The sequence below is a fragment of the Kocuria sp. ICS0012 genome (assembly GCF_001665945.1).
In the GTDB taxonomy this organism is placed as follows: domain Bacteria; phylum Actinomycetota; class Actinomycetes; order Actinomycetales; family Micrococcaceae; genus Kocuria; species Kocuria marina.
On record NZ_LZMM01000031.1, the window covers coordinates 1 to 12448 of the forward strand.

A 12448-nucleotide genomic window follows, 5' to 3' on the forward strand; every position below is an offset into this window, starting at 1 on the left:
TGTGTATAAGAGACGGCCCACCATGGTGGGCCGGCCCCTCGTTCCATCACTTCCGTGGGTCCTCAGTGCGAGGTGCGCCGTGCGGCCCGGCGCAGGCCGCGGTTGATCCGCGCCGCCCAGAACGGCCCCTCGTACAGGAACGCGGTGTAGCCCTGCACCAGGGAAGCACCGGCGTCCAGTCGCTCGATCACGTCCCGGGCGCTCGTGGCCCCTCCCACGGAGATGAGCACGAGGTCCTCCCCCACGTGACCTCGCAACAGCTTGAGCACCTCGAGGGAACGACGCCGCAGGGGCGCCCCCGAGAGTCCGCCGGCTCCACACGCGATCACGTCCTGTGCGTCGCTGCGCAGGCCGAGCCCGTCGCGAGCGATCGTGGTGTTTGTCGCGACGATGCCGTCCAGCCCCAGGTCCCGGGCCAGGTCCGCGACCGCAAGGACGTCCTGGTCCGCGAGGTCCGGGGCGATCTTGACGAGCAGCGGCACGTGCCACGACGTGACCCGGTCCGCTTCCTCCCGCACGGCTCGCAACAGCGGTCGCAGCGCGTCGAGCTCCTGGAGTTGACGTAGTCCGGGGGTGTTCGGGGAGGAAACGTTGACCACGAGGTAGTCCGCATACGGGGCGAGCACGCGGGTGCTGCGCACGTAGTCGTCCGTGGCGTCCTCGAGACCCACGGCCTTGGTCTTGCCGATGTTGACGCCCACCACGGGGCGCGCACGATGCGTACGGGCGGCGTCCTGGGCGAGGCTCTGCAGTGCCGAGGCCACTCGCGGGGCCACGGCCTCCGCGCCGTCGTTGTTGAAGCCCATACGATTGATCACGGCGCGATCCTCGACCAGGCGGAACAGCCGCGGACGGGGATTGCCCGGCTGACCCTGGCCCGTGACCGTGCCGATCTCCACGTGGCCGAAGCCGAGGTCCGTCAACGCGTGAGTACCGGTAGCGCCCTTGTCGAAACCCGCGGCCAGACCGAATGGGGACGGGAACGTGAGCCCCATGACATGGACCTCGTTGCCCGGATCCGGGCGGGTGAGGCGGTGCAGCACCCGCCCCAGGCCCACACGGCGGGCCAACTTGATCCCCGCGAACCCCACGGTGTGGGCGAGTTCCGGGTCCATCCAGGAGAAAACGAGATTGAAGAAAGCGGGGTACACGCGCATGGGGCCAGTTTTTCACACGGGATGCCCGCTCCCGGACCACCTCGGGCGCATCACCGGCGGGTACGCCACGTGGGCGCTAGTACGACGGGAAGGCGAGTTCAGTCAGATACAGTCTCAATCTCAACTCGAATTATAAGTGTCAATATTCAGGTGAAACTCTAGATACTGAGGACCCAATTCGGTGGTTACTCCCCCGTGGCCGGGGCCATCTGATCCATCGCTCCCCCGTATCGTCGGTTGCGGTGAGCGTAATCCTCTACCGCACGCCACAGCACACGGCGGTCCATGTCCGGCCACAGGATATCCAGGAACATCATTTCCGCGTATGCGGACTGCCACAGCATGAAATTGGACAGCCGCTGTTCTCCCGAGGACCGCAGGAACAGGTCCACGTCCGGTAACTGGGGCTCATCCAAGTACCGCTGGACCATGTCCTCGGTAATCGACCCGGGCATGAGCCGCCCCTCCTGGACGTCCCGAGCCATCGCGACCGCGGCGTCGGCGATCTCCGCGCGACCGCCATAGTTCACGCACATGGTCAGCGTGATGACATCGTTGTCCTGGGTCTCGCGCTCCGCGGTCTCCAGTCGGTTGATCACGGACTTCCACAGGCGGGGGCGCCGCCCTGCCCACCGCACCTTGATCCCCCATTCCTTGAACGTGGGCAGCTGGCGGGACATCACGTCCCCCGTGAAGTTCATGAGGAACGCGACCTCGGCTGGGGACCGTTTCCAGTTCTCCGTGGAGAACGCGTACGCGGACACGTACGGGATCCCCAGGTCGATGGCTCCCGCGACGACCTCCATGAGGGCTCGCTCACCCTCCCGATGCCCCTCGGTACGCGGCAGTCCGCGGTCGTTGGCCCAGCGGCCGTTGCCGTCCATCACGAGGGCCAGATGTCGGGGAATGGCATCGCGATCCAGGGCGGGCACCGTGGCACCGCTGGGATGGGGCGGCGGCGGGGCGAAGCGGCTCATGCGGGGATCCTTTCGAGAAGCGACGGGGTGGTCCTCCCCCACCCTAGAACTTCCCACCGAGTAGCGGGCACTCCCCGCCTCAGCCGTCCCCGCGATCCACGAGGGCCAGGGAACGCACCGTGCGCTCCATGTGCCATTGGATGTACGCCGCCACGAACCCGGCAGCTGCGCGCGCGGTCTTGGTGTCGGCGGCGTCGATCGTGGACCAGTCCCCGCGCAGCAGCCCGTCCAGCAGCACGAACGTGGCCGCACTGGGCGCGGCGGATCCCGGCGGACGGCACTGAGGACACACCGCACCGCCGAGGGCCGCGGAGAACGAGCGATGGGGCCCGGGAGCCCCGCACCGTGCGCAGTCCACGAAACTGGGCGTCCAACCAGCCAGGGCCACGGCGCGTAGCAGGTAAGAGTCCAGGATGCGCCCCGGCTCGTGCAGACCACGCGCGAGGGCGGACAGCGCTCCCACGAGCAACTGGTAGTGCTGGACCGCGGTGTCGTAGTCGTCCGCGGTGAGTTTCTCCGCGGTCTCGACCATGGCCGCCGCGGCGGTGTATTTTTCGTAGTCGGCCACGATGCTCTGCCCGTATGCCCGTTTGCCAATGGCCTGCGACACGATGTCCAGGTTCCGTCCGTGCACGAGCTGCACCTGGGCCACGTGGAAGGGTTCCAGGCGCGCACCGAACCGCGACTTGGTGCGCCGCACCCCCTTGGCCACCGCCCGGACCTGGCCGTTCTCGGCCGTCAGCAGGATCACGATCCGGTCCGCTTCACCGAGGTCGTAGGTGCGCAGCACCACGGCGTCGTCCCGATAGCTGCGCGATGCGAAGGTTGAACGGGCCATCGGGTCATTGTGTCACCTACCCCGGACACGACTCCTCTGCGGCGCACCCGGGTGCGCGCAGCGGAGTCGTCGGAGAAGGGAAGGAGCGCGCTCAGTCCTGCTGGGCCAACTGCGCGTCACGCACGGCGCGGTTGACCGCGGAGATCACGGCCTTCAGGGACGCTCGCGTGGTGTTGTTGTCCATCCCCGCACCCCACAGCACGCGGTCACCCACGGCGAGCTCCACGTAGCTCGCGGCCTGCGCGTTCGCGGACGCGGACAGCGTGTGCTCGGTGTAGTCCAGCAGGCGCACGTCCACGCCCTCCGCGTTGAACAGCTGAATCAGCGCGTCGATGGGCCCGGTGCCGTGCGCGGTGCGCTCGTGGTGCTCGCCGCCCACGTCCAGGCCGATCTCCAGGACCGTGTTGCCCTCGTCCTCGGCATGGGTGGAGATGGACGTGATGCGGTAGTGACCCCACAGCTCGCCGCCGCCGTCCTTGGTGGGCAGGTACTCGTCGGTGAAGATCTTCCACAATTGCTGCGCGGTGACCTCCGAGCCCGAGGTTTCGGTGTACTTCTGCACGACCCCGGAGAACTCGATCTGGGCCCGGCGGGGCAGGTCGATGCCGTACTCGCTCTTGAGCAGATAGGCCACGCCACCCTTGCCGGACTGGGAGTTCACGCGGATCACGGCCTCGTAGCTGCGGCCCACGTCCTTGGGGTCGACCGGCAGGTACGGGACGGCCCATTCCATGTCATCGATGTCCACGCCCCGCTCCTGCGAGTCCCGCTGCATGGCCTCGAAGCCCTTCTTGATCGCGTCCTGGTGCGAACCGGAGAACGCGGTGAAGACCAGGTCACCGCCGTACGGGCTGCGCTCGGGCACGGGCAACTGGTTGCAGTACTCCACCGTGCGGCGGATCTCCTCGATGTCCGAGAAGTCGATCTGCGGGTCAACGCCCTGGGTCAACAGGTTCAACCCCAGGGTCACCAGGTCCACGTTGCCGGTGCGCTCGCCATTGCCGAACAGGCACCCCTCGATCCGGTCCGCCCCGGCCAGGTAGCCCAGCTCGGCGGCGGCCACACCGGTCCCGCGGTCGTTGTGGGGGTGCAGCGACAGGATGATGTCGTCGCGGTGGTACAGGTGCCGGCCCATCCACTCGATCGAGTCCGCGTAGATGTTGGGAGTGGCCATCTCCACGGTCGCGGGCAGGTTGATGATCATCTTGCGACCGTCGCCCACCTCGAAGGTCTCGGCGACCTCGTTGCAGATCCGCGCGGCGAACTCGAGCTCGGTGCCCGTGTAGGACTCCGGGGAGTACTCGTACGTGACGTCGGTGTGCTTGAGCTGTTCCTCGTACTTGCGGCACAACCTGGCACCGGTCAGGGCGATGTCCACGATGCCGTCCATGTCGCGGTCGAAGACCACGCGTCGCTGCAAGGTGGACGTGGAGTTGTACAGGTGCACGATCGCGTGCGGTGCGCCCTCGATCGCCTCGTACGTGCGCTCGATCAGGTGCTCGCGGGACTGCGTGAGCACCTGGATGGAGACGTCCTCCGGGATCAGGTCGTCCTCGACCAGGGTGCGCACGAAGTCGAAATCGGTCTGCGAGGCGGACGGGAAGCCCACCTCGATCTCCTTGTAGCCCATCTTCACCAGCAACTGGAACATCTTCAGTTTGCGCTCGGAGTCCATGGGGTCGATCAACGCCTGGTTGCCGTCCCGCAGGTCCACGGCGCACCAGCGCGGGGCCGTGGTGGCCACCTTGTCCGGCCACGTGCGGTCGGACATGTCGAACGGGAAGTTCTGGTGGTACGGGGTGTACTTGTGGACGGGCATTCCGGAGGGACGCTGCAAATTCTTCATGGGAAGGGGGCCTTTCGATCAGAAGCTTGTGGGCCGGCACCACGGAACTCCGCAGCGGGTGGTCGGTCGTGAGGATCGGTTCAGGCCCCGCTGCGGCACGTAAGCAGGAGTAGCGTCATCCCTTGCCGCATGTGATCCAACGTACCACTAGGTCGCCGGCACACCGGATCGTTACCCCACCGCGGTCTCCTGGCACGTGAACTGCTCCGCGGTCTGGCCCTGCAGGTCGTCGGGCAGGGCGGCGTTGCGGTCCATCGTGTCACCGCTACGGAAGTCCTGGCCCACCGCGACCTCGATCCCGGGCACGTCGTAGCTCGCCACGAGTTGGCTCGGTGAGACGTTCAGGACAGCGGCGACGTCGTCCGCGGCCAGCGCCCAGTTGGGGTTGTAGAACATCTGCGTGGCCGCGAGCTGCGTGCCGGAGGACGCGGTGCGCGCCTGGTCGTAGCCGGCGCGTTCGAGCACGCTCACGAGCTGGTGGTCCCGGCCCCCGGCGTCCGTGCGGTTGCTCACCGTGATCGGCACGAGCGACGGGTCCACGGCGGGGCCGATCGCGGTGGGCGATGCCGCCGGCTCCGTGGGGTGCGCGGCACTCGGCGCGGGGGTGGCGGTCTCCCCCACCGCGTGGGAGGGCCCGGGGGACGCCGACGGCGCGTCGCGGGCCTCCGTGACGGAGACGTCCCGACGCAGGGTCTCGAAGAGCCGCTCGGCGGGCTTCTCGTCCAGCTGCAACCGGTTGGGGTCCTGCGGGTAGGGCTCGGACGGCGCGGTCACGAACGCGATCCGGCCGGGATCGATGCCGTTGAGCGCACCGGCCATGCCCACGAGGGTGGGGATGGAGGTCAACCCCTGGTCCACGTGTAGGTTTTGGGTCATCACCTCGGCGATGTGGTAGAGCTGCGGGAGGTTGGTGAGCGTCCCGTCCGCCTGGATCTTGCGCGTGAGGGACGCCAGGAACGACTGCTGCGAGCGGATGCGGGCCTCGTCCCCACCGTTGCCGAACGCCGCGCGGGAACGCAGGAACGCGAGTGCCTGTTCGCCCTCCACGGAGGAGATCCCGGCGGGCAGACGCAGCCCGGACTTGGGGTCATCCACGGGTTCGTTGACGCACACCTGCACGCCGCCCACGGCGCTGGAGAGTTCCTTGACGGCGTTGAAGTCGGCGAGCATGAAGTGGTCGATGTTCACGCCGGTGAGTCGGTTGATCGCGGCCACGGTGCACCCAGGGCCGCCGTGTTCCACCGCACTGTTGAGCATCCCGGTTGTGGCCGGGTACACGGTGCCGCTCGTGGGGTCCGTGCACTGCGGGATCCTGACCAAGAGGTCCCGGGGAAAGGAGACCACGGTGACGGCGTCGCGGTTCTCGGTCACGTGCATGAGCATCATGACGTCGGTGCGGCCCTCGGCGTCGTCCTCGCTGCCGTATTCGCTGTTGCCCTGACCGTGGCGGGTGTCCGAGCCCATAATGAGGATGTCCAGGGGGCCGTCGTCCACGTTCTCGGCACCGTCGGAGAGGTTCAGGGGGCTCGAGGTGAGGTTGCCGGTCAGGCGCAGCGCGGCGATCCCGCCGATGCCGAGCACGGCCAGCAGCCCGAACACGGCCAGGATCACGGCGATCCTGCGTACCGAGGGGCGGTGGACATGGGCGCGGTGATGGCGTCCGGTCTGGCGCAGGTCGTACGCCTCGCCGTCGCGATTCGTGCGGCGGGCGGGGTGCGTGCTCCACGGCGCGCTCGTACGCGAACTCCGGCGGCTCCGGCGTGGTGCTGAGCTGGGATCCACCGGTGACGTCTCCTGGGGTCTCGGATCGGGGGGGCGTGCGGCCCTGACTGGTGGGTCAGGCTACGGCACCGGGTTGGCGTGTGGTGTGTGTCCGGTCAGAACCCGAGCTTGGACAGCTGTCGGGGGTCCCGTTGCCATTCCTTGGCGACCTTGACGTGCAGGTCCAGGTAGATCCGGGTGCCCAGTAGAGACTCGATCTGGGCTCGGGCGCGCGTCCCGATCTCGCGCAGTCGCGCACCGCGCTTGCCGATCACGATGGCCTTCTGGGAGTCCCGTTCCACGTACAGGCTCGCGTGGACGTCCAGCATGGGGTTGTCCGGTGAGCGGCCTTCACGTTCGGAGACCTCGTCCACGACCACGGCGAGCGAGTGGGGCAGTTCGTCCCGCACGCCCTCGAGCGCAGCCTCGCGGATGAGTTCGCCCATCATGGTGACCTCCGGCTCGTCGGTGAGGTCCCCTTCCGGGTACAGGGGCGGGGAGACGGGCATCAGCGACACGAGCAGCTCGGCGATCTCGTCCATCTGGAAGCCGTCCGCCGCGCTCACGGGGATCACGTGGGCCCATCCGGCCGGCGTGTCCTCGGTGCGCTGCGCGGCCGGGCGACCGCCGGTGCCCTTGGCGGACGGCGCCGCGTCGCGACGTCGTCGTCGTGCGTCGCGCTGGGCGCGCTCCTCGGTGACGACCTCGCGCCCGAGCTCGCTCACGGCCACGAGCTGTTCGGCGAGGCGCTGCTGGGGGACGAGGTCCGCCTTGGTCACGATCGCGACCACGGGGGTGCGCCCGACGGCGGCGACGACCTGCTGGGCGATGTACCGGTCCCCCGGGCCCACCTTCTGGTCCGCGGGCACGCAGAACCCGATCACGTCCACCTCACCCAGGGTCTGGGCCACGACGTCGTTGAGCCGCTGACCGAGCAGCGTGCGCGGACGGTGCAGGCCGGGGGTGTCCACGAGGATCAACTGACCGTCGGTGCGGTGCACGATCCCGCGGATGGTGTGCCGCGTGGTCTGCGGACGGTTGGACGTGATCGCGACCTTGCGCCCCACGAGCGCATTGGTCAGCGTGGACTTGCCCACGTTGGGCCGGCCCACGAACACGGCGAAACCGGCGCGGAAGTCAGCGGGCTGTTCAGTGGGCTGGGTCATCGCGGGTCCTCGGTCGTTCAGTCGGTGCGGGGGTCGGAGGCGGTGCGGCGCCTCACGTCATGGTCTCCACGGGCGCGTCCCGGCCCAGGAACTCCTCGAGCAGCGAGCGCTGGGCGGTGAACATGCGGGCGCGTTCGTCCTCGTGGGCGTGGTCGTGGCCCAGCAGGTGCAGCAGGGAGTGGGTGGTGAGCAGGCACAGTTCGTCCTGGGTGCTGTGGCCGGCGGCCGCGGCCTGGCGTTCGGCCACGGGTGGGCACAGTACGACGTCCCCGAGGACGCCCAGGCTAGGGTCGTCGGGGGTGCCCTCGCGCAGTTCGTCCATGGGGAAGGACATGACGTCGGTGGCTCCGGGCAGGTCCAGCCACTGTTCGTGCAGTTCGGCCATGCGAGTCTCGTCCACCACGGCGATGCTGACCTCGGTGTCGGGGTGCAGGTGCCAGCGGGTGAAGGCGAGGTCCACGAGGGCCTCGAGCTGGTCGGTGTCCACGGCGCGGTAGGCAGTGGGCAGCTCGGCCTGTTCGGCGGGGGTGTCCCAGGGCAGGTCGAAGGCCACGCTCACGGGGTGTCTCCCCCGGTGCGCTCGGACGACGCCGCTCGGCGTTCGTCCTTGCGGCGGGCTCGTTCCACGCGGTGGCGGTTGGTGGTGTCGAACCGGTCGTAGGCGGCCACGATCTCGCCCACGAGTTCGTGGCGCACCACGTCCGCGGAGGTCAGTTCGCAGAACGCGATGTCGTCGATCTTCCCGAGCACGTGTTGGACTTGGCGCAGTCCGGACTTGGTGGTCCCGGGCAGGTCCACCTGGGTCACGTCACCGGTGACCACGATCCGTGAGCCGAAGCCTAGACGGGTGAGGAACATCTTCATTTGTTCCGGGGTGGTGTTCTGGGCCTCGTCGAGGATCACGAAGGCGTCGTTGAGGGTGCGCCCGCGCATGTAGGCCAGCGGGGCGACCTCGATGGTCCCGGCCTCCATGAGCCGCGGAATGGACTCGGGGTCCATCATGTCGTGCAGGGCGTCGTAGAGGGGACGCAGGTAGGGGTCGATCTTGTCGTTGAGCGAACCCGGGAGGAAGCCCAGTCGCTCGCCGGCCTCCACCGCGGGACGCGTGAGAATGATCCGGTTGACCTCCTTGGCCTGCAGGGCGCGCACGGCCTTGGCCATGGCCAGGTACGTCTTGCCGGTACCGGCGGGCCCGATCCCGAAGACCACGGTGTGCTCGTCGATCGCGTCCACGTAGGTCTTCTGGTTCACGGTCTTGGGCCGGATGGTCTTGCCGCGGGTGGAGAGGATGCTCGTGGACAGCGCGCTCGACGGGCGCAGGTCCTGGGCGTCACGCATCATGCGGGCCACTCGCAGCACCGTGCGTTCGGTGATCTCGGTGCCGCGCAGCGCCATCGCGAGAAGTTCCTCGAGCAGGGAGGCGGCCAGGCGGGTGTCGATCACGGGCCCCTCGAGGGCCACGTCCAGGTCCCGCACGGTCATCCGCACGGCCGGGAACTGCTGCTCGAGCAGACGCAAGGTCGCGTCCCCGTGGCCCAAGGTCCGGACGGCGGTCTCCCGATCCGGTACGTGCACGGTGACGCGGGTTCGTTCGGTGGGCGGAGTGCTCAGTGCCTCGGTCCCTTCGGTTGGTTCGCTCATCGGGTCCAGCCTACCGGTGCGCGCGGACCCGGACCCGCCGGGACCGACGGGCTCGCGCGCCGCAGGTTGCAATCCAATAACGGTCCGCCCGGATCCACGTGCGACGTTAGCGCCCGTGGCTCCCGGTGGGTAAGTTGTGTAGCCGTGAAAAATCCCGCAGGAACGACCGAGCCGCAGCGTCGTCGCGCCACCGCGCCCGGCGGACTTCGGCGCGCCGCGACGGGGGCGCTCGCCGTGTCGCTCGCCGCGGTCGTGGCCTCGTGCGGGACCGCCGCCGACCGACCGGACCACAACTCCGAAGCCGCCCCCGGGATCGCCTCCGCGCCCATGAACACGGACACCGCGATGGAAGGCGTGGCCACCGAACAGGCCCCCGTGTACTGGGTGGGCACCGGGGACCAATCGCGCTACCTGTTCCGCGAGTTCCGCACCCCGACCTCCCAGGACACGACCGACCCCGTGGCCCAGGCGGCGCTCATGGTCACCTCGGCCACCCCCGCGGACCCGGACTACCGGTCCCTGTGGTCCGCCGTGGACACCGTGGGCACCTCCGTGTCCCCGGACGGAACCATCACCGTGGACCTGCCCGCCGCCGCGTTCGCCTCCCAACTCTCCCCGCAGGACGCGCGGGTTGCACTGCAGCAAATGGTGTACACGGTCTCCGCGGCGGCCGTGACCGCCGGGCTGTTGGACTCGTCCACGGCCAAGGAGGTGCGGGTCCTCGTGAACGGGCAGAGCGGGTACAAGGCCTTCGGAGCCGTGGAACTTAATGCCCCGCTCACGCGTGACTCCGCACTGGCCGCGCCCGTGTGGCTCGTGGACCCCCAGACCGGGGCGGAACCCAAGAGCCTCGTGACGGTCTTCGCCCGCGTGCTGCCCTCGGTGCGTGACGCCCGCTGGGAGGTGCTCGAGGACGACCGCGTCGTGCACAGTGGGAACATCGCACCCGCTTCCCCCGGCTCAGATCCGACCACGGGCACGGAACTACGCACGAGTGTCACGCTCGACCCCGGGACGTACACCGTGCGCGTGAGCGGCACGGACGATTCCGGCACCACCGTGTCCGACGATCACACGATCACGGTGCGCGCCGGGGACTGAGCCCTCCCCGTTGGGTCCCGGGTCAGTCCCAGAGCCCGAGCACCGCGTGCAGCGCGGCCAGTGCCGCGGGTCCCGCGGTGGACGATCGCATGACAGTGGTCCCCAGGCGCATCGGCTGAGCACCGGCGGCGCACAACGCCTCGAGCTCTCCGTCACCGATCCCTCCTTCCGGGCCCACGATCACCGCGATCCGGGGCCGATCGCCCCACCGGGTCACGTCCGGGGTGGACCAGCGTGGGCTCGCCGATTCATGCAGCACGAGCCACAGCATCTGGGGTTCCGCAGCGATCAGCCGGGCCAGACCCGCGGTGTCCACCCAGTCACCGCGTTCGGGCCAGCGGGCGCGCCGGGACTGCTTGGCCGCCGCGGCCAGGGTGGAGTCCCACTTGGCCATGAGTTTGGCCGCGCGGTCCGCGTGGACGCGCACGATGCTGCGTTCCGCCTGCCACGGGATCACCCGGGAGACCCCGAGTTCCGTGGCGGCCTCCACGGCCTGCAGGTCCCGGTCCCCCTTGGCAAGTGCCTGCACCAGCGTGAACTCCGGCTGCTGCGCGGCGTCGTGGTGGATCTCCTGGACGGTCACGCTCATCCGGTCCTTGGCCCCGGAGTCGAACGTGCACACCGCACGGGTGCCGTGCCCGTCCACGAGGTCCAGGGCCTCCCCCGCGCGCAGGCGCCGCACGGTCACCGCGTGCTTGGCCTCGGGACCCGCGACGTCCAGGACCTCCCCCGGGTGCGCCCGGGAGAGGTCCTCGGCGGGGACGTGGAAGACGGGGTTGGTCACAGGTCGTTGAACCGGTCCCGCAACCGGGAGAAGAACCCACCGGAGTGGTTGGTGTTCACGGTCGTACCGTCCGCTGCTTCCTCACCGCGCAGCTCGGCGAGTCGCTCGAGCAGTTCGCGCTGTTCGGAGGAGAGGTCCTTGGGGGTCTCCACCTCGAAGTGCACCTTGAGGTCCCCGCGGCCCTTGCCCCGCAGGTGGGTGACGCCCAAGTCGTCGAGCGTGACGGTCGCACCGGACTGGGTGCCGGGATCGACGTCCACCGTGCGAGCGCCGTCGAACGTCTCGAGGCTCACGGTGGTGCCGAGCGCGGCGGCGGTCATAGGGATACGCAGGCGGGCGTGGAGATCGTCGCCCTCGCGGAGGAAGGTGGGGTCCGGATCCACCTTGAGTTCCACGAAGAGGTCGCCGTTGGGTCCGCCGGCGGTGCCGGCCTCACCCTGGCCGCTCAGGCGGATGCGGTTGCCGGACTGGATGCCGGCGGGGATCTTCACGGTCAGGGGGCGGCGGTCGCGCACGCGGCCCTCGCCGTAGCACTCGTGGCACGGGCTCTCGATGACGGTGCCGAAGCCGTTGCACTGGGAGCACGGGGCCTGGGTGGTGACCATGCCCAGGATGGACTGGCGCTGGTACTGCATGTGGCCGGAGCCGCGGCACATGGTACACGTCACGGGGCTCGTGCCGGGCTGGCAGCACGTGCCCTGGCACGTGGGGCACACGACGGCGGTGTCCACCGTGATGTCCTTCTCCATGCCGAACACGGCGTCCTTGAGGGAGATCCGCACGTTGATCAGGGCGTCCTGGCCCTGGCGGGTGCGGGACTGGGGGCCGCGCTGGCCACCGGCTCCCGCGCCCTGGAAGAACGTCTCGAAGATGTCGGAGAAGCCGAAGCCCGTGCCGGGGAAGCCCCCGCCGAAGCCGGTGTCCGTGCCGTTCTCGTTGCCTGTGGCGTCGTAGACACGACGCTTGTCCGGGTCGGAGAGGACGTCATTGGCGTGGGAGACGCGCTTGAACTCCTCGGCGGCCTCGGGTGAGGGGTTCACGTCCGGGTGGAGTTTGCGGGCCTTCTTGCGGTAGGCGCGCTTGATCTCTTCGGCGCTGGCGTCCCGGCTCACGCCGAGGGTTTCGTAGTGATCGCTCACGATGTCGTCGTTTCTTCTTTCGTCGGTTCTACGGTTCT

11 protein-coding genes are annotated in these 12448 nt (G+C 69.0%); 1 reads left to right on the forward strand and 10 read right to left on the reverse strand.

The genetic code is table 11. The annotated features are described in order from the left end of the window. Positions 1–62: 62 nt before the first annotated feature. The 8 genes from A5728_RS04145 to A5728_RS04180 form a co-directional block, all read right to left on the reverse strand. Complete coding sequence (locus tag A5728_RS04145; RefSeq protein ID WP_064845844.1) at positions 63–1157, reverse strand: quinone-dependent dihydroorotate dehydrogenase; 1095 nt, start codon at positions 1155–1157, stop codon at positions 63–65. A 185-nt stretch (positions 1158–1342) separates the two neighbouring features. Continuing rightward, positions 1343–2134, reverse strand: a complete 792-nt coding sequence (locus A5728_RS04150; protein ID WP_064845845.1) for an isoprenyl transferase — start codon at positions 2132–2134, stop codon at positions 1343–1345. A gap of 79 nt (positions 2135–2213) precedes the next feature. Beyond that, on the reverse strand, positions 2214–2972 hold the full coding sequence (gene recO, locus A5728_RS04155) for a DNA repair protein RecO (RefSeq protein ID WP_064845846.1): 759 nt from the start codon (positions 2970–2972) through the stop codon (positions 2214–2216). Between the two features lie 91 nt (positions 2973–3063). Beyond that, positions 3064–4818 carry a 2-isopropylmalate synthase gene (leuA, locus tag A5728_RS04160; RefSeq protein ID WP_064845847.1) on the reverse strand — a complete coding sequence of 585 codons (1755 nt, stop codon included), beginning with the start codon at positions 4816–4818 and terminating at the stop codon, positions 3064–3066. Between the two features lie 171 nt (positions 4819–4989). Beyond that, positions 4990–6600: an LCP family protein gene (locus A5728_RS04165; RefSeq protein WP_064845848.1), complete on the reverse strand. Its 1611-nt coding sequence runs from the start codon at positions 6598–6600 to the stop codon at positions 4990–4992. 95 nt (positions 6601–6695) lie between these two features. Continuing rightward, positions 6696–7745: a GTPase Era gene (locus tag A5728_RS04170; protein WP_064845849.1), complete on the reverse strand. Its 1050-nt coding sequence runs from the start codon at positions 7743–7745 to the stop codon at positions 6696–6698. A gap of 52 nt (positions 7746–7797) precedes the next feature. Next, positions 7798–8253, reverse strand: a complete 456-nt coding sequence (ybeY, locus tag A5728_RS04175; protein ID WP_231885507.1) for an rRNA maturation RNase YbeY — start codon at positions 8251–8253, stop codon at positions 7798–7800. Positions 8254–8300: 47 nt separating this feature from the next. Next, entirely contained in the window at positions 8301–9386 is a 1086-nt protein-coding gene (locus A5728_RS04180; RefSeq protein WP_064845851.1) for a PhoH family protein, read from the reverse strand. 144 nt (positions 9387–9530) lie between these two features. On the opposite strand from A5728_RS04180, the gene A5728_RS04185 reads away from it, so the two are divergent. Continuing rightward, positions 9531–10487: a GerMN domain-containing protein gene (locus A5728_RS04185; protein WP_082943227.1), complete on the forward strand. Its 957-nt coding sequence runs from the start codon at positions 9531–9533 to the stop codon at positions 10485–10487. A gap of 22 nt (positions 10488–10509) precedes the next feature. Here the strand turns inward: A5728_RS04185 and A5728_RS04190 are convergent, their stop codons facing one another. Then, complete coding sequence (locus tag A5728_RS04190; protein WP_064845853.1) at positions 10510–11271, reverse strand: 16S rRNA (uracil(1498)-N(3))-methyltransferase; 762 nt, start codon at positions 11269–11271, stop codon at positions 10510–10512. Next, a complete protein-coding gene (gene dnaJ / locus A5728_RS04195; RefSeq protein WP_064845854.1) occupies positions 11268–12410 on the reverse strand; it encodes a molecular chaperone DnaJ in 1143 nt (380 codons plus the stop codon). Before dnaJ ends, A5728_RS04190 begins: the two co-directional genes overlap by 4 nt. Between the last annotated feature and the right edge of the window lie 38 nt (positions 12411–12448).